General features: G+C 59.6%; 18 protein-coding genes. 11 read left to right on the top strand and 7 right to left on the bottom strand.

Annotated features, from left to right (window positions below):
* Positions 1 to 4: 4 nt before the first annotated feature.
* The 5 genes from HBO23_RS27200 to HBO23_RS27180 form a co-directional block, all read right to left on the bottom strand.
* Entirely contained in the window at positions 5 to 1,204 is a 1,200-nt protein-coding gene (locus HBO23_RS27200) for a YcaO-like family protein (RefSeq protein WP_170040442.1), read from the bottom strand.
* On the bottom strand, positions 1,191 to 1,997 hold the full coding sequence (locus HBO23_RS27195) for a SagB/ThcOx family dehydrogenase (RefSeq protein WP_170040440.1): 807 nt from the start codon (positions 1,995 to 1,997) through the stop codon (positions 1,191 to 1,193). The genes HBO23_RS27200 and HBO23_RS27195 overlap by 14 nt, the downstream gene beginning before the upstream one ends.
* Positions 1,994 to 2,851, bottom strand: a complete 858-nt coding sequence (locus HBO23_RS27190; protein ID WP_170040438.1) for an McbB family protein — start codon at positions 2,849 to 2,851, stop codon at positions 1,994 to 1,996. Before HBO23_RS27190 ends, HBO23_RS27195 begins: the two co-directional genes overlap by 4 nt.
* A gap of 97 nt (positions 2,852 to 2,948) precedes the next feature.
* Complete coding sequence (locus HBO23_RS27185; RefSeq protein WP_170040436.1) at positions 2,949 to 3,116, bottom strand: hypothetical protein; 168 nt, start codon at positions 3,114 to 3,116, stop codon at positions 2,949 to 2,951.
* A 525-nt stretch (positions 3,117 to 3,641) separates the two neighbouring features.
* A complete protein-coding gene (locus tag HBO23_RS27180; RefSeq protein ID WP_170040434.1) occupies positions 3,642 to 4,484 on the bottom strand; it encodes a hypothetical protein in 843 nt (280 codons plus the stop codon).
* 631 nt (positions 4,485 to 5,115) lie between these two features.
* Between HBO23_RS27180 and HBO23_RS27175 the strand changes: the two genes are divergently transcribed.
* Positions 5,116 to 5,418 (top strand): hypothetical protein, encoded by a 303-nt coding sequence (locus HBO23_RS27175; RefSeq protein WP_138454081.1) that lies wholly within the window; start codon positions 5,116 to 5,118, stop codon positions 5,416 to 5,418.
* Between the two features lie 231 nt (positions 5,419 to 5,649).
* On the opposite strand, the gene HBO23_RS27170 is transcribed toward HBO23_RS27175, so the two are convergent.
* A complete protein-coding gene (locus HBO23_RS27170) occupies positions 5,650 to 11,907 on the bottom strand; it encodes a non-ribosomal peptide synthetase (protein ID WP_170040432.1) in 6,258 nt (2,085 codons plus the stop codon).
* 504 nt (positions 11,908 to 12,411) lie between these two features.
* Here HBO23_RS27170 and HBO23_RS27165 point away from each other — a divergent pair.
* Entirely contained in the window at positions 12,412 to 13,206 is a 795-nt protein-coding gene (locus tag HBO23_RS27165) for a helix-turn-helix transcriptional regulator (RefSeq protein ID WP_026013880.1), read from the top strand.
* Positions 13,206 to 14,675: an AdeC/AdeK/OprM family multidrug efflux complex outer membrane factor gene (gene adeC / locus HBO23_RS27160; RefSeq protein ID WP_170040430.1), complete on the top strand. Its 1,470-nt coding sequence runs from the start codon at positions 13,206 to 13,208 to the stop codon at positions 14,673 to 14,675. The genes HBO23_RS27165 and adeC overlap by 1 nt, the downstream gene beginning before the upstream one ends.
* Here adeC and hpaA read toward each other — a convergent pair.
* Positions 14,602 to 15,462: a 4-hydroxyphenylacetate catabolism regulatory protein HpaA gene (gene hpaA, locus HBO23_RS27155; RefSeq protein ID WP_138450176.1), complete on the bottom strand. Its 861-nt coding sequence runs from the start codon at positions 15,460 to 15,462 to the stop codon at positions 14,602 to 14,604. The genes adeC and hpaA overlap by 74 nt on opposite strands.
* Positions 15,463 to 15,590: 128 nt before the next feature.
* Here hpaA and HBO23_RS27150 point away from each other — a divergent pair, with 128 nt between their 5' ends.
* From HBO23_RS27150 to hpaI, 8 genes are all read left to right on the top strand, one after another.
* Positions 15,591 to 16,256 (top strand): fumarylacetoacetate hydrolase family protein, encoded by a 666-nt coding sequence (locus HBO23_RS27150; protein ID WP_138450178.1) that lies wholly within the window; start codon positions 15,591 to 15,593, stop codon positions 16,254 to 16,256.
* The gene (locus tag HBO23_RS27145) at positions 16,253 to 17,023 is read left to right on the top strand and encodes a fumarylacetoacetate hydrolase family protein (protein ID WP_138450180.1); all 771 of its coding nucleotides are present in this window, start codon (positions 16,253 to 16,255) and stop codon (positions 17,021 to 17,023) included. Before HBO23_RS27150 ends, HBO23_RS27145 begins: the two co-directional genes overlap by 4 nt.
* A 5-nt stretch (positions 17,024 to 17,028) precedes the next feature.
* Positions 17,029 to 18,489 (top strand): 5-carboxymethyl-2-hydroxymuconate semialdehyde dehydrogenase, encoded by a 1,461-nt coding sequence (gene hpaE, locus HBO23_RS27140; RefSeq protein WP_138450182.1) that lies wholly within the window; start codon positions 17,029 to 17,031, stop codon positions 18,487 to 18,489.
* Positions 18,490 to 18,558: 69 nt separating this feature from the next.
* Positions 18,559 to 19,416: a 3,4-dihydroxyphenylacetate 2,3-dioxygenase gene (gene hpaD / locus HBO23_RS27135; RefSeq protein ID WP_138450184.1), complete on the top strand. Its 858-nt coding sequence runs from the start codon at positions 18,559 to 18,561 to the stop codon at positions 19,414 to 19,416.
* A 16-nt stretch (positions 19,417 to 19,432) separates the two neighbouring features.
* Positions 19,433 to 19,825: a 5-carboxymethyl-2-hydroxymuconate Delta-isomerase gene (locus HBO23_RS27130; RefSeq protein WP_138450186.1), complete on the top strand. Its 393-nt coding sequence runs from the start codon at positions 19,433 to 19,435 to the stop codon at positions 19,823 to 19,825.
* 46 nt (positions 19,826 to 19,871) lie between these two features.
* A complete protein-coding gene (locus HBO23_RS27125; RefSeq protein WP_138450187.1) occupies positions 19,872 to 21,176 on the top strand; it encodes an MFS transporter in 1,305 nt (434 codons plus the stop codon).
* 11 nt (positions 21,177 to 21,187) lie between these two features.
* Positions 21,188 to 21,991 carry a 2-oxo-hept-4-ene-1,7-dioate hydratase gene (hpaH, locus tag HBO23_RS27120; RefSeq protein ID WP_170040428.1) on the top strand — a complete coding sequence of 268 codons (804 nt, stop codon included), beginning with the start codon at positions 21,188 to 21,190 and terminating at the stop codon, positions 21,989 to 21,991.
* Positions 21,992 to 22,007: 16 nt separating this feature from the next.
* Positions 22,008 to 22,808, top strand: coding sequence for a 4-hydroxy-2-oxoheptanedioate aldolase (hpaI, locus tag HBO23_RS27115; RefSeq protein ID WP_170040426.1), 801 nt, complete (start codon positions 22,008 to 22,010; stop codon positions 22,806 to 22,808).
* Positions 22,809 to 22,887: the final 79 nt, after the last annotated feature.

The following is a 22,887-nucleotide window of genomic DNA, read 5'->3' as shown; positions in this document are numbered from 1 at the left end:
CACCTCATGGGAAAGGCACCATTCTCTCCAAACGAGAGGGCAGCACAGAAGCCAGAAAACTCTTGGAGTACTTGTTTATCAAATTTATACTCCCCGAATTATCCATATGTAAAAAAAGATCAGGTGAAAGATACCGGCAAAAAAAACATCCGACACCGTTAACTGTCGAGTAACGTGAATAGAAGTAACCCGCCACACCCAAACCTTTCAATACCGACAACAAACCCTGCAATGTAAACCCCACGGCGCGAGACACTGAAGATTCTTCGACGACCAACACATCGGTAATCTCGTGATAAGTTGCAAATGAATTACAACTTAAAAAATATCGCAAATACGGATCTTCAACCTTACTTATATCAGAGTCAACGGCACCGAATAGATCCATAAATCGATAAGTCTGCCACAACTCAAGCAACGCCTTCTCAAGTGCCTCGGACTCTGTAGAAGCATAAGACATACCTGCACAATAGTTTACATTGTGATGGGGCCTGTTCTGACCGTAGACGACTAATATACAAACGCCTGGAAACCTGGAATCTGAAATATCGAAAACTGAAAGCTTTCCTGCTGCAAGCAAAGCGTGATAAAGGTGTATAACACGCCGACCAACTAATGAGCTATCCACATAAACAGGAGAAACCAAAGAACGACATTTTTTTGTCAGCCAAAATCTCAGAAGAAACTGTCGTTCAAGATACTCTTTTATCGCCCCCAAAAAAGCGACCTCTGAACGCCAATGAAAACTGCACCCACACGTATCTCTCTGAGGGTAAATAAACGTGTCACTTTCAAGGCCCCGCGAGGAAAGGGAGAGGCAGACAGTTGGAATAAAACAACTGGAAAAATCCGATACTCTTACCACCTCACTCATAAAAAATTTATAGCTTTCAAGCGCTGCAATAGAAATACCATTAGAAGCCGTTTGGACAAATGCACCTGTAAAGCTATCGACCTCCGCATTGGTGAGTGATTCATTAAGAGCCCCCCGCTTTTTTGAAAGTATCTCTCTATAAAAATGACGACGTTCAAAATACTCGCCCAACGCGGATCTGATTGAATTCGAACCGTTCCCTACACCCGAACCTGTAGCTGACAGCGCATCGAAAACTTCTACAGAGTTGGGAAAATCGATTAATCCTGAAGGTTGAAATAGCATCGTGCATGGGAGATCAGGCTTGTGCATTGGGTTAATTAATTTCATGATTTCTACCTATAAAATGAACACACATAGGAAAAAACAAGGCCGGATTCAACCCAAGCACCTTACAGACCATTGAATCCGTATAGGCAGACCATAACCGACACGCCAACCCAAGCGATTTTGCCTGGAGCTCCACCAGCATATAAATTGACCCTACCTCCATGAGCGCCATTCGATACCCGCGATACCTATATTTAAACAAGTTTTTCGGTATATAGACTGCGTAAATAATGGCTAAACTCGGGCTACCAATATTATTGGGCGATGCCAAAACAGCGGACTTTATTTTTTCGACATCATGCTCAACTTGCAACAGTTCAAATCGCTTTGATTTCGGAAGCAAATGCAAAATTTTTCCAGCCCCAGGCCACTGATAGTTCTCCTCAGTAAGTGAGCAGATAAAAACCTCAACGGGATAAAGTGCTCCGCCACTTGGATACCCTCTTTTGTATGACTCTCCATTTCTTGACAGCAGCGGAAAAATCAAACTCTCGATTTCTGAAAATCTCAACCCCGAAGATAGGAAACGCTCACACGATTCATTTCTACACAACTTATTTTCCGGAGCCTCGCCCAACAAAGTAATTTCAGTTGTTAAGTTCATATCCGGATAAAGAACCAGTTCATTGCCCGTTAATTGTGCGAGATGCTTCTCATCAAGAAAATGGAGAACTGTGCGATTCTCCAACGACTTATGAAAAGTAAAATTGCCCTTATTATGAAAATCAAGAACTTCATCATGCACAGAACCGTCTAGAAACCTGAGATAATAATCATGCGGTATGTTTTTCATGTCCCTTCCCCCAAGCAGTCACACATGTACCAGTGCGAAGTGGGCTCTTCATAAAGCTGACCATCACTCAGTTGGAGATATGAAACATACAATACATCGTCTTGATATTTACGTGCACTTCCGGGCTCAGTAAAAAACTTAATCTTTCTGACAATAGCTCCGACCACTATCAGCTCTTGATAGAAACTAAGTTCTTTAGAAGGCACACTGACGTGCTTACCCTTACAAAAATTCAAGACACGTGCCCAGTCATTTTTCACCGACACAATCGACGCACTATGAACCAGTCTATCGACATTGCAAAAATGGCAAGGGTTTCCAATTTCCGCAATATAGGGTTGGCCAATGCAAAAAAAACCGCCCATAGGCCAACAAACGGTGATCGCACTTTGTGGTGATGCTTTCGACAAATCGAAATGTAGCTTTTTAACATTGGAATAGTCGTAGGCGCGGCATATCAACACAATGAAATATCTCCCCCCACTAAGCGACGAGACTATATCACTTGAAAACCTCCTTATTTCTAACGTTCCGGACAACTCCTGCCTGAAAAGATCTTCAACATTTGCCCGACCGCTCCAATCATGTACAACAATCGTCTTTTCGAAGTACATTTCCTCTCTCGCTATGAGAGGTATGATTTTCTCCAAAAATTCAAATGCATCACAGGCATTCAAACCATTTTCACAAAAAACCTCGTCCAATTCCTCCCTTGTCATTACACTCGATAGCTTTATCTGTCTAAGTGCTTGCAGCAGTGACTGTGAATGCACCTTGGAAATGCCTGCTTCAGAGATAACCAAGCTTTCCGTTTCAAAATTCAATATTTCATAATTAGGTATAGTTATATTCATCGCTCGACCCCCATAGAGGTTTTCCACCGACGGCTGGAAAACCTCTTTTAGTTGGGCATAGATAGCTTGACCTACTCAGTAGGAGGCGATTGCTCCGTTAAAGAGTTGTGCCCACCACTTCCACCACTGCATCCCCCGCCACCCCCACATCCACCACTACCACCGCACCCCCCTTGGCTTCCTGATCCACCAGCGTTGCCGCTATGTGATGTAAAACCAAACTCGTCATCAAAATCAAAAACAAACTCGCCAAATTCTTCAACAATATTCATTTTCTTTCTCCAGAGCATTAATATATAAGCTGTGTTTAAGCTGCTTATTAAAAGCAACAAAACCAATTTAGCCCTACTAAAAAAAAATGCAAATCTCTCGCGGCGCAGACGTAGGAAAAGTCGCGCTAGGCAATAGGAAATATCCCTCAACAAAATCAGAAGACTAACGATTGCGCACAACCGACAACAAGAAACCAACTTTCAATGACTACTTTTTATTCGTGTAGAATTAATAATTTAGAAACCACCACTCTATAAACACCCTCCGCCCCACATTAAAAAACCCATGCACAACAGAAGATGTTTTTTCAGAAAACAGGCAAGCCATCCGATAAACGGTATTACTTTTCGCTCCAACCTGATTAACTTCAAACATTCGAGCTGTGCCAATTGCAACGCAACACATCGGACATGACCGAATGAGTCCGCGACAATCACTGCACGCTCGCTGGTGTTGATTTGCGCAGTGATGCAACAGGATATTGAACGCCAGCAGTACGTGCCCGTCGGCAACACGGCTAGCGCTTCTCAAACACGGCATAACCGACATAAGCAAAATCCGACAGCCGCCGCGCTTCAGAACCGGGGTAAGTGAAATGGTCACGTGTCAGGTAAGACGCAGGAAGGTCAGGAACGTCCTCCACCCTTCCGTCTATTTCGCCGTTACTGGCCGTGGAATGGGCGCCGCCTTGCTGATCAATGAATTCAAGGAGGTGTTCAGCATTCGCGGCACTGGCTGCGCGAACATCGGCGGGTAACCGGGGGTCGTTCCAGTCACCGCCTACGAGCACTTTGAAGGCGAGCCGTTCGTTCGCGTCGAGCACGTTATCAAGTGCCTTGAACAAGGGATTCACAGTGATTGCCTGCACCGCGCGTCGGTCACCTGCTGCGCGGCCGTGGGGGGCAGGCTTTGGCCAGACGACCCCACGACCGCCCTCCCCCAGTACGCGGTAGCCTTGCTCGGCGAACTGAGTCAGGCGGTCCACCTCGGACGCAAACCCTTTTATACCCTGCACGTCCAGGCGCCCATCCCCTGGATAACTGCCTTTGACCCGGCGCAGACAGGGGTCGTTGTCGATGTGGTGGATCACCCGCGCCAGGCGATACATGGCGTCGGCGCGCGACACGGGGTCTGGGTTGGCGGCGGTAAAGTCGCCCACCTGTCGCTTCAAGTGGGTGATCAATCGGGTTTGGCGCTCACGCCTTTGTGGGTTCCAGCCATAGGCGCGTGACATGATGCCCGTGCCCAGCATGGGGTTGTCCTTGTAGATTTGCGTCGCTGAGCGTTGATCATCCGCCGGCCGTGTTTGCGCGCGCGTCGGCAGGCTGGAGGTGTCGGCCTCTGTGCGAGGGGTAGGCAACGTCGGCGCGCGCGTCTGTATGAAAGGCTGAAAGTGTCCAAGCGTTGGGGTCATGAGCCAGGTTGTCCATCAAAATCCAACGGCGTCGAAACGCTGACGCCGACGTTTCAGGCGAAACTGCACAGTGTGTTGGTGGTGACGGCAAAAAAGGTTCCATCGGAACCTGCGGTTGATGGCGATCGTTCCCACGCGCAGCAAAGGAACGCCTCTTGGGACGCGCTGCGTCTCTCCACCATTGCGCACTTGCGTCGCGGGCTGCATTCCCACGCGGAGCGTGGGAACGATCAAATCGGAACCTGCGGTTGATGGCGTTTGGTCATGGTTTGTAAAGGGCCAGCAAGGCGTGTCTCTTTTAATTGCAGGACGTTTCCTAGACAATCCCTGCCGCCTTGTGCCTGTTGGAATCGATGGCTAGTCTGCGATCCGTCACTGCTTATCAGTGATCGGGTTTAGTCGCCCGACCTTCCAACGCGTGCATGGTCCTCCATGAGGTTTTATGGTGGCTGTGCGCAGGGCACCTTCGGGTGCGCCGGAATTTTCGCGTTGGAGCCGGTCGACTAACCTGCGTACAGCCGCCACCCTCGTTTAGTCGCGAAGGGTGTCCGTCCCTTATCTAACGCGAAGGTACACCATGAAAAAAGTCGTCCCCGACCCACCCCGCAATTGCACCAAAGACCGCGCCGCCTTCAATCGCGCCATCGACCATTACCTGCCCTCCAAGGGTGTTCAAATCGAAGACCTGAGCTTCGAAGACGCCCTGCTCTACACCGCCAGCTTGCTCGACAGCGCTTCAGCGACCGCGCTCAATTGCGGTGATCTGCTGGCCAGCCCCCAGCGGGAGAAGATTCTGGCGGTGTGGCATTTGCTGGAGGTGGCCAAGACCACGGTGGACCGCTCTATCGAGTGCCTGAATCCTCCAAAACCAACTGCCTGACTGTGGTCTAAAAATGTGGGAGCTGGCTTGCCTGCGATAGCCATAGGTATCTACACAACCGGTTTTGTGGCAGGTGGGCTGTTGTGGAGAAATTGGCTGCCTTCAAACGTTGTGTAGATACCCATGCTGCGATAGCGGCGTATCAGCAACAGAGGCGTTGCCTGAACTACCGCTATCGCGGCGATGCGGCGACCCGACAAGCCCGGCTCCCACATCGCCCGCCTCCAGGCTTCAGATCCGGCGGCGGCGGTTGAGTTGGGGGATCGCGGTTTGCGGCACTTCTACGCGCTGTACCTGAGCAGTGGTGCAGGCCGCCAATTGCGCCAACGTCGGCTGGCTGAACAAGGTGCGCGCATCCACCTCTAACCCGGCCTTGCGCATCCGCGCCACCAGGTTCACGGCCAACAACGAATGCCCACCCAGCTCGAAGAAGTGGTCGTGACGCCCTACCCGAGCAAGTTTCAACACGTCGGCCCAGATGCCCGCCATCAGGGTTTCCACCTCACCCTGCGGCGGCTCATACGCGCGACTCACCACCGCCTCCAACCCAGGCTCCGGCAAGGCCTTGCGGTCGAGTTTGCCAGCCGGGTTAAGCGGCCATTCATCAAGCTGCACAAAGGCCGCCGGCACCATGTATTCAGGCAACTGTTCCAACACGTACGCACGCAAGGCTTCCAGGCTTGGCGCTTGCCCGCGCAGGGTAAAGTACGCCACCAAACGCTCATCACGAATCAGCACCGCCACGTCCCGCAGCGCCGGGTGCGCGGCCAGGCGCGATTCGATTTCGCCCAGCTCCAGGCGTACGCCCCGCAGCTTGACCTGAAAGTCATTGCGCCCCAGGAACTCAAGGTTGCCATCGGGCAAGTAACGCACCAGATCGCCGGTGCGATACAGCCGATCACCGGCCACAAACGGGCTGTCGATAAAGCGCTCGGCGGTCATCTGTTCCAGGCCCAAATAGCCCCGCGCAACGCCGACGCCGCCGATATGCAGTTGGCCGCTGACGCCCATGGGCACCGGCGTATCATGTTCATCCAGCACATACAGGCGGGTGTTGTTGATCGCCCGACCAATCGGCAGTTGCAGGGCCGGCACGGCGGCGCCGGGTTCCAGGGTCCAGGCGCTGCTGTCCACTGTGGCTTCGGTGGGGCCGTAGACGTTATGCAAGCGCACGTTGGGCAAGCGTGCCTGCACGCCTCGGGCCAGGGCTTCAGTGAGCTCACCGCCGCCGCAGAGCACGTCGGTGAGGCTGGTGCACAGCGCGGATTCTTCCAGTTCCAGAAACTGCTGCAACATCGCCGGCACGAACTTGATCACGCTGATCTGTTGCTCGCGGATCACCTGGGCCAGGTACGCCGGTTCACGGTGCCCATCGGGCCGTGCGAGCACCAGGCGCATGCCATTGGTCAGCGGCCAGAACAGCTCCCACACCGAGCCATCGAAGCTGAACGGCGCACGTTGCAACAAGGCGCCGCCCCGGGCATTCGGGCACAACCGGGAGCCCCAGTGCATCAGGTTGCTTAAGCCCCGATGCTCGATCATCACGCCTTTGGGCGTGCCGGTGGAACCGGAGGTGTACATCACGTAGGCCAGGTTGGCGACGCTCAAACCGGGCACCAACGGGTTGCCGATAGGTGCCTGGTTCCAGGCGCAGCGGTCGAAGTCGATCACGGGCATCGACACCTCGCCGGGCAAGTCACGGGTGGCCGCGTGTACCAGTAACGCCACGGGCTGGCTGTCGCTGAGCATGTAGGCCAGGCGTTCGCGCGGGTAGCCAGGGTCCAGCGGCACATAGGCGCCACCCGCCTTGAGGATCGCCAACAACCCAACCACCAGCTCCAGCCCGCGCTCGACGCACAGGGCCACACGCGAATCCGGCTGGACGCCGCGCTCGCGCAGGTGAAAGGCAAGCTGGTTGGCACGCTCGTTGAGCTCGCGGTAGGTCAACTGCCGTTCGCCGGCCTGCACCGCAATGGCATTGGGAATCTGCCGCGCATGGGCTTCGAACAGGGCTTGGACGGTGAGGGTTTCGGGGTAGTCGGTGTGGGTCGCATTAAAGTCCAGCAACTGCGTTTTCAGTTCGCTGGCCGGCAGCACCTGTACCTCGCGCAGGGGTGTGGTCGGCGCGTGTTCAAGGGCTTCCGCCAGGCCGCACAACACCGTCTCGATATAATCCAGCAAGCGCTCGGCACCGACCTTGCGCGGCGCCTTGGCCGTGAGGCGAAAGCCGCTGGCGACGTCGTCGACCGTCAGCATCAGCGGGTAGCTGAGGATGTCTTCGCTGCTGAGCAGCGCAATGCCCGGCACCAGGTTCAGGTCCCTGTCCGCCGCCGTGTGCCGATAGTTGAGCAGGCTGTTGAACAGCGGCGATGCACCGCTGCAACGCTGGGCCAGGGCCAGCGATGCCTGTTCATGGGCGACCAGCGCGCTCAGTTGCGCATGGGTGTCTGCCAGCGCAGCGACCACGCTTTGCCCGGCCAGGCGCACGCGCAGCGGCAAGGTGTTGATGAACATGCCCAAGGCACGGTCGGCGCCCTCGCCGGCTTGCAAACGGCCGAGCAACACGGTGCCGAACACCACATCATCGCGGCCCGCGACCCGGCTGAGTACCTGGGCCCAGGCCAGGTGAAACAGGCTCGCGGCACTCACCCCAAGCGCTCGCGCCTGGGCGCGCAGGCGCAGGTTGAGGGCGTCTGCCAGGGGCCGTTCGGCCGCTTCGATGTCGGCGCGATTGGCCTGGCGCTCCTGCAAGCCGAACGCCAGGGTCGGCTCGTCAACGTCGGCCAGGCGCTCGCGAAAGAACGCCTCATGGGCCGCCTGGCGCGCTGCCGAGCGGGCCTGCGCGACCACGTTGCGGTAAGGCACCGGTTCCGGCAATTGCGCCTGCTGGCCCAGCAAGTGGGCGCGAATTTCATCCACCAGCACAGTGGTCGAGGTGGCGTCGTTGACCAGGTGATGGAAGCGCAACTTGGCGACCCAGCGCTGGTTGTGCGGCTCCTCGGCGTAATCCAGTGCCATCAGCGGCGCCTGGCGCAGATCCAGCGGTGCGTGCTGATCCTGCAGCGGTTCGACGCGCAACTGCGCCTGGCGCCACACCACTTGCATCGGTTGTTCAAGCGCATCCCACACCAGGCTGGTGCGCAGAATATCGTGACGGTTGATCACCTGCTGCAACGCTTGGGCAAACGCCTCCAACTGGTCGCGACGGGCAAAACTGAACAGTGCATGTTGCTGATAGGGGTCGCGCGCGTCCGTGAGGTGGTGGTACAGCAAGCCCTCCTGCAACGGCGCCAGCGGGTAGATTTCCTGCACATTGGCAGCCCCACCGGGGATGCCGGCGACGATACGATCCAGGCTCGGCTGGTCGAGTTCGGCCAGTGCGAGCATGTCCGGGGTGATGTGGCTGCAACCTGGCGCAATACGATTGCCCGGCACCTGTACCTCACTGCCTCCACTGACCGCCGCCAGCGCGGCGAGCGTCGGCTGGCCGAACAACACCTGCACATCGGCATGCAAGCCGGCCTGGCGCATGCGCTGCACCAACTGCACCGCCAACAGCGAATGGCCGCCCAGTTCAAAGAAATGGTCATGGCGCCCCACTTGCTGCACCTGCAATAGTTCAGCCCAGATCTGCGCCAGCAGGGTTTCCGCGCCTTCGTACGGTGCTTCGAACTGGCGCGTGACAAAGGCTTGCTGGGTGGGCGCAGGAAGCGCCTTGCGGTCGAGCTTGCCGTTGGCGGTCAGCGGCATCGCCTCCAACTGCACATAGGCTGCCGGCAGCATGTAATCGGGCAGCGAGGCTTGCAGATGGGCACGCAACGCTTCGATTTCGACGCTGTGCCGGGCGACAAACCAAGCCAACAACTGGCCCTCGCGACACTGCACCACGGCTTCCTGGACCGCCGGATGGCTGGCCAGCGCGGACTCGATTTCCCCCAGTTCGATGCGCACGCCACGGATTTTCACCTGGTCGTCATTGCGGCCCAGGTACTCAAGGTTGCCGTCGGGCAGCCAGCGCGCCAGATCGCCGGTGCGGTACATCCGGCCCTCGCTGAACGGGTCATCCACAAAGCGCTCGGCGCTCAGTTCAGGCTGGTTCAGGTAACCCCGCGCCACACCCTTGCCGCCGATATACAGCTCCCCCGCCACGCCAATCGGCACCGGGCGCCGCTGTTCATCCAGCACGTACACCGTGGCATTGTCGATCGGCGCGCCGATGTGCAGCGCATGGCCCGCCTCGACGCGCCCGGAGGTGGCGACCACGGTGGCTTCAGTGGGGCCGTAGTTGTTGATCACGTCGAAGGTTTGTGCGCGGCTGAAACTGCGCAGGCGGTCGCCGCCGATCAGCAGGGTGCGCAGGGTCGGGTGTTGCAGGCGCTGGCTGAAGGCGTACTCGGCCACCGGCGTCGGCAAAAAGCACACGTCCAACGGCTGCGCACGCCACCAGTCGAGCAGCGCGTCGATGTCCTGGGCGTCGTCCTGTGCCGGCGCCAGGTGCAAGGTCGCGCCCACGCATAACGCCGGCCACACTTCCCAGGCCATTGCGTCAAAACCGAAGCCGGCCACGCTGGCCGTCTGGCTGCCCGCGTGCAGGTTGAAGGCGCGGCAGTGCCAGTCCACCAGGTTCGACACGGTGTGGTGCTCAACCATCACGCCTTTGGGCAAACCGGTGGAGCCTGAGGTGTAGATCACATACGCGAGGTTCGACGGCGTGACCGCCACCGGTGGGCTGTCACTGCGGCCATGCGTCGGCAGGTCCAAACGGATTATCGGCACGTCGAGCATCGGCAGGCGCGCCAGCACGTTGTGCTGGGCCAGCACCGCCACCGGGGAACTGTCGTGCAGCAGGTAGCTCAGGCGCTCGGCCGGGTGAGCCGGGTCCACCGGTACGTAGCAGGCGCCGGCCTTGAGGATCGCCAGCAACCCGGCCACGGTGTCCAACCCGCGCCGCGCCACAATCGCCACACGGTCATCCGGCTGCACGCCATGTTCGAGCAATTGGTGGGCCAGGGCATTGGCCTGTTGATCGAGCTGGGCGTAGGTCAATTGCCGGTCCTGATGCACCACCGCAATGGCGTCAGGCGTGCGCGCTGCTTGCGCCTCGATGCGCCGATGCAGTGTTTGCGCGCTGGCAGGCGCTTGTGCGGTGGCATTCCACTGCTGCAACCGGAGCTGTTCGGCCGGCGTCACCAAGGCAAACTCAGCCAGCGTCAACGCGGTATTTGCCAACCCCTGCTCCAGCAGCCAGGTAAAGCGCTGCGCCAACGCCTGCACCTCGTCCTCGCGAAACCACGCCTCGTTGTACACGCAGTGCAGGCAAGCAGTGTCCTGGTAACGGTTGCTGCGCAGGTGGAAGGCAATCGGCAGCGGCTCGTGGTAGTTGGATACCTTGACCGCGCGGGCCTGGACCTGGCCGAAGCGCAGGTCGTGATCGTCCTGCTCAAAGGACACCGACAAATCAAACAACTGGCCGCGATCGGTACGGCGCAGGCCTAGTTCACGGTTCATCTCGCTCAGGGGAAAACGCTGGTGGCGAAAGTCCTGCTTGAGCTGGTCACGCACACCGCGCACTACCGCGCTGAACGGCAATTGCGCATCGAACTGGAAACGCACTGCACTGACCTGGGTGAACAAGCCCACGGTGGAACGAAAACGTGCGTTGGAACGGTTGAGAATCGGCAGCCCCACCACCCACTCTTCACGCTGGCTGGTGCGGGTGAAATACACGTACAGCGCCGCCAGCAACACATGGAAGGCCGAGGCCTGGTAACGGTTGGCGACTTGCTCCATGCGGTTGAGCAGCACCACCGGGAACGGCTCCACCCAGGTGTTGCTCGGCGCCGGGGCGTTGTGGCGCGGCGTCAGCAGCGGCTCGGGCAGCACCTGGTATTTGTCCAGCCAGTAGGCGCGGTCACGGGCGTAACGGGCCGATGCCTGGTAACGCAGGTCCGTGTCGATAAAGTCGATATAGGACGGGGCGTACGGCTCCGGTTTCCGCCCCTGTTCAAGGTCGGTGTACAGCCGGGCCAGGGATTGCAGCACCTGGCCAAAGCCCCAGCCATCGAGAATCAGGTGATGGGCCTGGATGCCGAGGCGGTAGTGGTCGTCATCGAGCTTGACCAGGACAAACCGCAATAACGGTTCACCACTCATCGCATAGGGCCGGGCCATTTGCGCTTGCATCAGCGCCTGGCTCGCGGCCTGCGGGTTGTGCAGCGCGCAGAAGTCGTGCCGTTGTACCTGCACCGTCAGCGCAGCGTCGAAGGTCTGTCGAGGCAAGCCGTCGGTATCGGTGTGCAACTGGGTGCGCAAGGCATCGTGCTTGGCCACCAGCAACTCGACGGCGCGCTGGATCAGTTCCGGCACCAAGGGGCCGGCGAAATCCATATAGCCGCCAATGTTGTACAACGGCGAGTCGCCTGCTCGCAGTTGGTCGAGCCAGATGTCCTGCTGGGCGGCAGTCAGGGGGAAGCTTGGGGAATGCTTCATAAGATCCTTCTCAATAGGAGTCCGGCACGGCCGCACACGGGCCCATTTCGCCAAAATTGCCGGATTTGAGCATGGCGATCCGAAGGTGTCTGTCACCCGAAACCCGGACATTCATATGGATGGAAACGGGCTTGGCTGATGGTTGACTGCTGAAACGATTAAAGCGCTGTAGGAAATTGACTACACATGGCCGCAGTCAGTTTTTCTCAACACGCCCCAATTACTTATTTTTACTATAAATATCAATTGGTTAATCAGCTCTAATTTTTAGCCATGGTTTTTCGTTGGCGGAATTCTCCGTCTGAAACGTCGAATTAATGACGTAGTTTTTATGGCAGCTTGTGTCCCTCGTTTCCGCTACATACGTAGGACAAATCGCTATGGCTAAATAAAATCTCGAACGCCGAATGACGCTGAAGAAGAGTCACGTTCAAGGAGTACGGGCCGCCCCACACAGACCCAGGGCACCCGTTGACGGTTTTCGACATCAAGGATGAGATGGCTATGAGTCTGACTTCTAGTATTGGCGGCGCCCACAGCCCGCAGTTCTACGCCGAAATGGGTGAATTGATTTCAAACAGCGGCCAGGAAAATTTCGCCGCCAACATGCTGCATCTGGTGGATAAATGGGTGCCGATTCACTTGGTCGACCTGAGTGAATGGACACTCGACGAACTGCGTGACAGCGCGATCGATATTCAGCTGCTGGGCAGCGCCGGGTTGAAAAAACACCTGCTGGCGCCCCAGCCCGTACATGCGTTGAACGACCACCCGCTGCTACGGGAAATGCTGCGCATGCAAGACCCGTTGCTGATCCAGATGAAGGCCAAGGCCAACAGCGCACACCCACGCGGCACCTCGCACCAGTGCAACCTGGTCTCGCGCCAGGGCAACCGACGCTGCGTGATTTCGTTCTACCGCCCGCCGACCCAACAAGGCTTTTCCCTGGCAGAACTGTCGTTTCTCAAGTGCTTGTCGGACACCCTGTTGCCGTTGATGGAACGGCATGCGCGGATTTTGCGCCAGGCCCCTCACAGCCAGGCCGAACCAGCCCACAGCCAGCTGGAACAGTCACAGTTGCAGCGCGAGTTCTACAAGCGCCTGTCCCTCAGCGATATCACCCTGTCGGCGCGTGAGCAGGAGGTGTGCCTGGGCCTGTTGACCGGCGGCACCGTGCCGCAAATGGCGGAAAAACTCAGCGTGAAAAACAGCTCGATCGAAACCTACCTCAAGCGTGCCGCCGCCAAACTGGGCGTCAGCGGGCGCCATGGCCTGGCAAAATGGATGGTTGGCGCCTGATGAAAAAATTCGCCCTCACCACCGTTGGCATGGCCTGGGTGCTCGGCGGTTGCTCGCTGATCCCCGAGTATCAGCGGCCCGCTGCGCCGGTGCCGGCGCAGTACCCACAAGGCGGGGTCTACAGCCTGGCGCAAGCCGGCACTGTGGCGGTCGAGCCGGGCTGGCAGCAGTTGTTCCACGACCCGGCGCTGCAACAGCTGATCGGCGCAGCGCTGGCCAATAACCGCGACCTGCGGGTAGCGGCGCTGAATGTGCAGGCGTTTCAGGCGCAGTACCGCATCCAGCGAGCGGACCTGTTCCCGGCGATATCGGCCAGCGGCGCCGGCAAACGCCAGAAAGTGCCGGGCGATCTGACCGGCACCGGCAAGTCGGCGATCACTTCCAACTATTCGGCCACCCTGGGCCTGAGTGGCTATGAGCTGGATCTGTTCGGACGGGTGCGCAGCCTCAGCGAGCAGGCGATGCTCACGTATCTGGGCACCGAAGAGGCGCGGCGCAGCGCGCAACTGAGCCTGGTGGCCAACGTCGCCAATGCCTACCTGACCTGGCGCGCCGACCAGGAGCTGCTGACCCTGGCGCAGCAAACCCTGACCGCCAACGACCACAGCTGGCAGCTCACCAGCCGCAGCAAAACCGCGGGCAAGGCCTCGGCACTGGATGTGGTGCAAGCCCGCACGGCAGTAGAAAGCACCCGCGCCAGCGTGGCCCGCTATGAGCGCCAGGTCGCCCAGGATGTCAACAACCTGGCCCTGCTGGTGGGCGGCCCGGTGGATGAAAACCTGCCGTCGCGCCCGCTCGCTGATGACCTGGTGGCGCGCCTGCCCGCAGGCTTGCCCTCCGACCTGCTGCAACGGCGCCCGGATATCCTCCAGGCCGAATACCAACTGCAAGCCGCCAACGCCAATATCGGCGCGGCGCGGGCAGCATTTTTTCCGTCGGTGACGCTCACCGCCAACGCCGGCAGCACCAGCAAGGAGCTGTCGGGGCTGTTCAAGGGCGGCGCGGGCACCTGGACCTTCCAGCCGCAAATCAACCTGCCGATCTTCAACGCCGGCAGCCTGCGCGCCAGCCTCGACTACGCCAAACTGCAGAAAGACATTACGGTGGCGCAGTACGAAAAATCCATTCAAACGGCGTTTCAGGAAGTCGCCGACGGCCTCGCCGCCCGGCAAACCTTTAACGACCAGTTGGACGCGCAACGGGATTTTGTCGCCGCCAACCAGGCCTATTACGACCTGGCCCAGCACCGCTACCGCAGCGGTGTGGACAGCAACCTGACGTTCCTCGATGCGCAGCGTTCCTTGTTCAGTTCGCAGCAGGCGCTGATCGTCGATCGGCTGGCGCAACTGGTCGCGGAGGTGAACCTGTACACGGCTCTGGGCGGCGCCTGGAGCGTCAACCCAAGCCCGACTGCCGCAGCCGATATTCCCCCGGTGTCACCTGCGCATAACGAAGGAAAAACCGGCTGAAATACGCCGGGTCCTTGAACCCCAGCTGGTAGCAGATTTCATTCGCGGAGCTGCCGGTAAACAGCAGCAGACGCTTGGCTTCCTGCATCAGCCGCTCCAGGATCAGGCGCTTGGACGGCAGGTCGGCCAGGCGTCGGCACACCTCATTGAGCCGCGCTTCGGTCACGCCAATCCCCTCGGCGTAACGCGCCAGCGGCCAGTGTTCCAGGTAGTGGGCTTCGATAAGTTCGTTGAAACGATGGAAAATGCGCAGGTCTTCATGCCGTGTCGGGCGGGCCGGCAGGCTGTTGGCGCACAGACGCAGCAGGCGAATCATGATCAGGCGGGTAAGGCTCTCCAATGCGGCGGCGCGCCCTGCCCTTTGCGCGTTGATCTCGCTGCTGAGTTCCCCGAAGAGTTGATCCAGCCCTTCGGCATCGGCGGTCAGCGCCACGCAGGCGGCGCCCGATGCAAGGCTGGGGTCGGCGTCGATCAACGCCCACACCAGTTGCTGACGTACGGTCAGCACATGCCCGTCGGCATCCGGCTCCGTAACAAACGCATGGGGCACTGTGGGCGGAGTGAGGAAAAACATCGGCCCCGACTCCACGAACTGGCGGTCATCCAGGTACACCCGCACCGCGCCACTCTTGACGAAATGCACCTGGAAAAACCGGTCATGCCGATGCACGGGCATATTGCGCCCGAAAAACCCCGCCAGGTTGCCGAGCTTGTCGTAATGCACCTCGGCATCGCTGTAACGCTGGTCGTAGACCTGCCCGATGTTGATGTTCGGAATCGGTTTCACAGAACACTCTTCTTATTGTTTTGATCCCGCCGGATTTTGCCACGCTTGACGGTAGTTAACATATTAATTATAACGTTAACACATTAACGAACTGCTTATGCAGCAGTCGCCACCGCCAGGAGAAACGCATGAGCCGTACCCTGCATGATGTTGCCAGCGGCACCTTGTTCGGCGTTGCGCTGAACTACCAGGGTCTGCTGGACCAGCATCTCGCCGCCTTCCAGCAGGCGCCCTACCAGAAGCCGCCTGCCAAGCCGGTGCTGTTTATCAAGACCCCCAACACACGCAACAAGCATGGCGGTGTAGTGCTGCATCCCGCGGGCGAACGCCTGCAACCGGGGCCGGCGCTGGGCGTGGTGATCGGCCAGCGCACCAGCCGCGTCAGCCTGGAAAACGCCATGGCGCATGTGGCCGGTTATGTGGTGGTCAATGAATTCAGCCTGCCGGAAGACAGCTACTACCGCCCCGCCGTCAAAGCCAAATGCCGTGACGGGTTTTGCGCGTTAAGCGCCGAGCTGATCCCGCGTGATCAAGTTGCAAACCCTAACCAACTGAGCCTCAAGTTGTTCGTCAACGGCGAACTGCGCCAGGAAAACTCGACGACCCATTGGGTGCGCGACATCCCGCAATTGATCGCCGAGATCAGCGAGTTCATGACCCTATACCCCGGCGATGTGCTGATCACCGGCACACCGGAGGGCCGCGTGGATGTGCAGCCTGGGGACCAGGTTGAGGTTGAAATCAACGGTATCGGTCGCCTGGCCAACACCGTGCAGGCGGAGGCACACGCATGAAACACGCTCGTATCCGTTTTGAAGGCGAAACCCATCACGTACAGGTAGAGGCTGATTGCAGCGTGCGCCTCAACGACGGCCGCCTGCTCGCCGAACAACAGGTGCAATGGCTGCCACCGGCCACCGGCAGCATGTTCGCCCTGGGCCTGAACTATGCCGACCACGCTGCCGAGCTGGCCTTCACACCGCCCACCGAACCGCTGGCATTTATCAAGTCGGTGGGCACCTACACCGGCCATCGCCAAGTCACTTGGCGCCCGGATAACGTTGCCTACATGCACTACGAGTGCGAGCTGGTGGCGGTCATCGGCAAGACCGCGCGCAACGTCAAGCGCGCGGATGCCCTGGACTACCTGGCCGGTTACACGGTGTGCAACGACTATGCGGTCCGCGACTACCTGGAAAACTACTACCGCCCCAACCTGCGCGTGAAAAACCGTGACGCCACCACCCCGGTCGGCCCGTGGATCGTCGATGTCGCGGACGTGCCCGACCCGAGCAACCTGACCCTGCGCACCTGGATCAACGGTGAACTGCGTCAGGAAGGCAGCACCCGCGACATGATTTTCGATATCCCCTACCTGATCGAGTACCTCTCCAGCTTCATGACCCTGCAACCCGGCGACATGATCGCCACCGGCACGCCCGAAGGCCTGGCCGATGTGGTGCCAGGCGATGAAGTGGTGGTGGAAGTCGAAGGCGTAGGTCGCCTGGTCAACCGAATTGTCAGCGAAGCGGAGTTTTTCTCCGCCCGTAAAGAGGCGTGAGCAGCATGATCAAACACTGGATCAACGGCCGTGAGGTCGAAAGCAAAGACACCTTCATCAACTACAACCCGGCCACCGGCGAAGCCATTGGCGAAGTCGCCAGCGGCGGCGCCGAGGAAGTTGCGCAGGCCGTTGCAGCCGCCAAAGAAGCCTTCCCGAAATGGGCCAACACCCCGGCCAAAGAACGCGCCCGGCTGATGCGCAAACTGGGTGAGTTGATCGAGCAGAACGTGCCGCGCCTGGCCGAGCTGGAAACCCTCGATACCGGCTTGCCGATCCACCAGACCAAGAACGTGCTGATCCCCCGCGCATCGCACAACTTTGATTTCTTCGCCGAAGTCTGCACGCGCATGGACGGCCACAGCTACCCGGTGGACGATCAGATGCTCAACTACACCCTCTACCAGCCGGTGGGCGTGTGCGGGTTGGTGTCGCCCTGGAACGTGCCGTTCATGACCGCCACCTGGAAGACCGCGCCGTGCCTGGCGCTGGGTAACACAGCAGTGCTGAAGATGTCCGAGCTGTCGCCGCTGACCGCCAATGAACTCGGGCGCCTGGCGGTGGAAGCCGGAATTCCCAACGGCGTGCTCAACGTAATCCAGGGCTACGGCGCCACCGCCGGTGATGCACTGGTGCGCCACCCGGACGTGCGCGCTATCTCCTTCACGGGCGGCACCGCCACCGGCAAGAAGATCATGCAAACCGCCGGGCTGAAAAAGTACTCGATGGAACTGGGCGGCAAGTCGCCGGTGCTGATCTTTGAAGACGCCGACCTTGAACGCGCCCTGGATGCCGCGCTGTTCACGATCTTTTCGCTGAACGGCGAACGCTGCACCGCCGGCAGCCGGGTCTTTATCCAGGAGAGTGTCTACCCGCAGTTTGTCGCCGAGTTTGCCGCACGCGCAAAACGCTTGATCGTCGGCGACCCGCAAGACCCGAAAACCCAGGTCGGCTCGATGATCACCCAGGCGCACTACGACAAGGTCACCGGCTACATCAAGATTGGCCTGGAAGAAGGCGCCACCTTGCTCGCCGGTGGCCTGGAACGCCCGGCCAATCTGCCCGCGCATTTGAGCAAAGGCCAGTTTATCCAGCCGACCGTATTTGCCGATGTGAACAACAAGATGCGCATCGCCCAGGAAGAAATCTTCGGCCCGGTGGTGTGCCTGATTCCATTCAAGGACGAGGCCGAGGCGCTGCAACTGGCCAACGACACCGAGTACGGCCTGGCCTCGTATATCTGGACCCAGGACATCGGCAAGGCCCATCGCCTGGCGCGCGGAATTGAAGCCGGCATGGTATTTATCAACAGCCAGAACGTGCGCGACCTGCGTCAGCCGTTCGGCGGCGTCAAAGGCTCCGGTACCGGGCGCGAAGGCGGCCAGTACAGCTTTGAAGTGTTTGCCGAGATCAAGAACGTGTGCATTTCCATGGGCAGCCATCACATCCCGCGTTGGGGTGTGTAGCACCAGAGCAAGCCAGCTCCCAAAGGGGCCTCACTGGTATTACAAGAATAAGTACTCAGGAGAATGATCATGGGCGAAGTGGTTCTGGCAGCGAAGATCTGCCACGTACCGTCGATGTACCTGTCGGAGTTGCCCGGCAAACATCACGGCTGTCGCGAAGCGGCGATCGCCGGCCACAAGGAAATCGGTCGGCGCGCCCGCGAGCTGGGCGCCGACACCGCCGTGGTGTTCGACGTGCACTGGCTGGTCAACAGCGGCTATCACGTCAACTGTGGCGCGCAGTTCCAGGGCACCTACACCAGCAACGAGCTGCCGCACTTTATCAAGAACATGGAGTACGCCTACCCAGGCGACCCGCAATTGGGTGAGCTGATTGCCGCTGAAGCCAACCTCGCCGGCGTGCGCAGCATGGCCCATAACATCCCGAGCCTGGAGCTGGAATACGGCACCCTGGTGCCCATGCGCTACATGCACATGGGCGTGCCGGAGGATGAGAAATTCAAGGTCATCTCCATCGCGGCCTGGTGCGCCTGGCATCGCCTGGAGGACAGTTTCGCGTTTGGCGCCGCTGTGCGCCGGGCTATCGAAAAGAGTGATCGCAAGGTACTGGTGCTGGCTTCCGGTTCACTGTCCCACCGCTTTTCGGATGACCGCCAGGCCGAGGCGAATATCCATAACTGGACCCGTGAGTTCGACAAGCAAGTGGACCTGCACGTAGTGGAGATGTGGAAGCAAGGCCGCTTCGAGGAGTTCTGCGCGATGCTGCCCGACTACGCCGAACACTGCTTTGGCGAAGGCAAGATGCACGACACCGCCATGCTCCTGGGCCTGCTCGGGGGGCCGGACTATGCCAAGCCTGCCGAGATCATCACGCCGCCGTTCGGCAGTTCGGGCACCGGCCAGATCAACGCGATTTTCCCGCTGTAAACCTGGGAGAAAAACCATGCCGCATTTTATCGCCGAGTACACCGACAACATTGAGCAACAGGCCGATCTGCCCAGCCTGTTTGAAAAAGTCCATCACGTGCTGGGCGACACTGGCGTGTTCCCACTCGGCGGCATTCGCAGCCGTGGCGTGCGCCTGGACAGCTGGCGCATGGCTGACGGCAAGCACGACTACGCCTTTGTACACATGACCCTAAAAGTCGGCCATGGCCGCGACCTTGCCACCCGCCAGGCGGTGGCCGAAGCGCTGTTCGCGGTGATCACCGCACACTTTGCCCCGTTGCAAGCGCAACGCTTGCTGGCGCTGTCATTCGAGATGGTCGAGCTGCACCCGCAGCTCAATTTCAAGCAGAACAATGTGCATGCGTTCCTGAACAACCCGACGGGCTAAGCCCCGCCGCCCCTCTCACGGCCACTCAAACAAAAAGTACAACACCATGAGCACAGCCAATTCCACTGCCAGCCACGTGCTGGCTGAGCACGACCGCACCCATCGTTTAGTCACCTGGCGGCTAATGCCACTGTTGCTGGTGTGTTACCTGTTCGCCCATCTGGACCGCATCAACATCGGTTTTGCCAAAATGCAGATGAGCAGCGACCTGCACTTCAGCGACACGGTCTACGGCTTCGGCGCCGGGCTGTTTTTTATCGCCTACGCGCTGTTTGGCGTGCCAAGCAATATGGCCCTGGACCGGGTCGGGCCGAGGCGTTGGATAGCCAGCCTGATGGTGGTGTGGGGCCTGTTGTCCACCGGCATGTTGTGGGTCGAAAGTGCGCGTGGTTTCTACGTGTTGCGCTTTCTGCTGGGGGTGGCCGAGGCCGGTTTTTTCCCCGGCATTCTGGTGTTTCTCAACCGTTGGTACCCGGCACGCCGCCGCGCCCAGGTCACCGCACTGTTCGCGATTGCGGTGCCGATGGCCGGCGTGCTGGGCGGGCCGATTTCCGGCGCGATCCTGGAAAACTTCCATGATGTCGGCAGCCTGCGCGGCTGGCAGTGGATGTTCCTGATCGAAGGCGCGCCGGTGGTGCTGCTCGGTCTGGTGGTGCTCAAGTGGTTGCCGGATGGTTTTGATTCAGTGAGCTGGCTGACGGACGCGCAAAAGCAGCAACTGCGCACCCAACTCAGCAGCGAGGAACAGCGCAAGACCATCACTTCATTCGGCGGCATCCTGCGTGACCCGCAAGTGTGGCTGCTGGTGGCGGTGTACTTTGCGGTGATGTTGGCGGTCAACACCCTCGCCTTCTGGATGCCCACGCTGATCCACGGCGCCGGCATCGGCCGCGACAGCCAGGTCGGTCTGCTCAGCGCCGTACCCTACCTGGCCGGCTGCTTCTTCATGATCGGTTGCGGGCGCTCATCCGACCGCCATCGCGAACGCCGGTGGCACCTGTGTGTGCCACTGCAGATGGCCGCCGTCGGCATCGCCGTGGCGGGCCTGGCGCCGGGCAACCCGCTGCTGGTGATGGGCGGGCTGGTGGTCGCCGGCATGGGCGCCAGTGCCGCCTTGCCGATGTTCTGGCAGCTGCCGCCGGCGTTCCTCTCGACCACCACCCAAGCTGCCGGCATCGCCATGATCAGTTCGTTCGGCAGCATCGCCGCGTTCCTCGCGCCGTACCTGATCGGCTGGATGCGCGACGCGACCCAGAGCGCCAGCCTGGCGCTTTACGTACTCGCCCTGTTTATCGCCCTCGGCGGCCTGCTGGTGCTGCGCACCCACGCCGCCATCGTCAACCCACACTAGAGACCGTTGCCATGCTCGACTCCCAGCAAATCCTCGCCGCCGCCGCCCACCTGGACCGCGCCGAACGCAGCCGCGAACAGGTGCGCCAGTTTTCCCTCGACTACCCCGGCATCACCATTGAAGACGCCTACGCCATCCAGCGCGCCTGGGTGGCGCAAAAGATCCAGGACGGGCGCCGCTTGAAAGGCCACAAGATCGGCCTGACTTCGCGGGCCATGCAGGTCTCGTCGAACATCACCGAGCCCGATTTTGGCGCGCTGCTCGATGACATGTTTTTCGACGAAGGCAGCGACATTCCGTTCGAGCGTTTCATCGTGCCACGGGTGGAAGTGGAACTGGCCTTCATTCTCGGTAAACCGCTCAAAGGCCCGAACTGCACGGTGTTCGATGTGCTCGACGCCACCGAGTGGGTGATCCCGGCGCTGGAGATCATCGACGCGCGCATCCAACAGGTCGACCCGCAGACCAACGCTACCCGCAAGGTCTTCGACACTATCTCCGACAATGCCGCGAATGCCGGTGTGGTGCTGGGCGGCCGCGCCGTGCGGCCCACCGAGATCGACCTGCGCAAGGTGCCGGCGGTGCTGTACCGCAATGGCGTGATCGAAGAGTCCGGCGTGTCAGCGGCGGTGCTCAACCACCCGGCCAAGGGCGTGGCCTGGCTGGCCAACAAGCTGGCCGCGTACGACGTCACGCTACTGCCCGGGCAAGTGATCCTCGGTGGCTCATTCACCCGCCCGGTGGCGGCCCGCCCTGGCGATACCTTCCATGTCGACTACGACATGCTCGGGTCAATTGCCTGCCGTTTCGTTTGAGCCCTGGAGGTTAGCCATGAACATGCCCATCAACCGCTTCAAACAACGCTTGCGCAACGGCGAGGTGCAGATCGGCCTGTGGCTCGGCCTCGCCGATGCCTACTGCGCCGAACTGGCTGCCAACGCCGGTTTCGACTGGCTGCTGATCGACGGCGAACACGCGCCCAATCAGCTGCACAGCATGCTCGGCCAATTGCAGGCCATCGCACCCTACCCCAGCCAGGCGCTGATTCGCCCGGTCATCGGCGACAGCGCGCTGATCAAGCAACTGCTGGATATCGGCGCCCAGACCTTGCTGGTGCCGATGGTGGAAAGTGCCGCCCAGGCCCGCGAACTGGTGCGCGCCATGCGCTACCCGCCACAGGGCATTCGCGGGGTTGGCAGTGCGTTGGCGCGGGCGTCGCGCTGGAACAGCATTGCCTGTTACCTCGACCAGGCCGATGAGCAGATGTGCCTGTTGGTACAAATTGAGAGCCTTGAAGGCCTGGCCAATCTGGATGCGATTGCGGCGGTCGACGGCGTGGACGGTGTGTTTATCGGCCCGGCGGATTTGAGTGCGTCGATGGGGCATCGCGGTAATCCGGGGCACGTTGACGTGCAGGCAGCAATAGAAGATGCGATCAAGCGCATTGTGCAGGCGGGCAAGGCGGCGGGGATTCTCAGTGCCGATGAGGGTTTGGCGCGGCGTTATATCGAGCTGGGAGCGACGTTTGTAGCGGTGGGCGTGGATACCACCGTGTTGATGCGTGGGTTGCAGGCGTTGGCGGGGAAATTCAACGGCGCTCCCACTGCCAACCACACAGGCAGTGTGTACTGAGACACCTGTGGGAGCTGGCTTGCCCGCGATAGCATCAACTCGGTTTACCAGGCATACCGAGGTGTCCGCATCGCAGGCA

It is taken from the genome of Pseudomonas sp. WS 5532 (genome assembly GCF_012985445.1).
Lineage (GTDB): Bacteria > Pseudomonadota > Gammaproteobacteria > Pseudomonadales > Pseudomonadaceae > Aquipseudomonas > Aquipseudomonas edaphica.
Note: the sequence above shows the minus strand (reverse complement) of the source record. Positions and strands in the feature narration are given on the sequence as shown.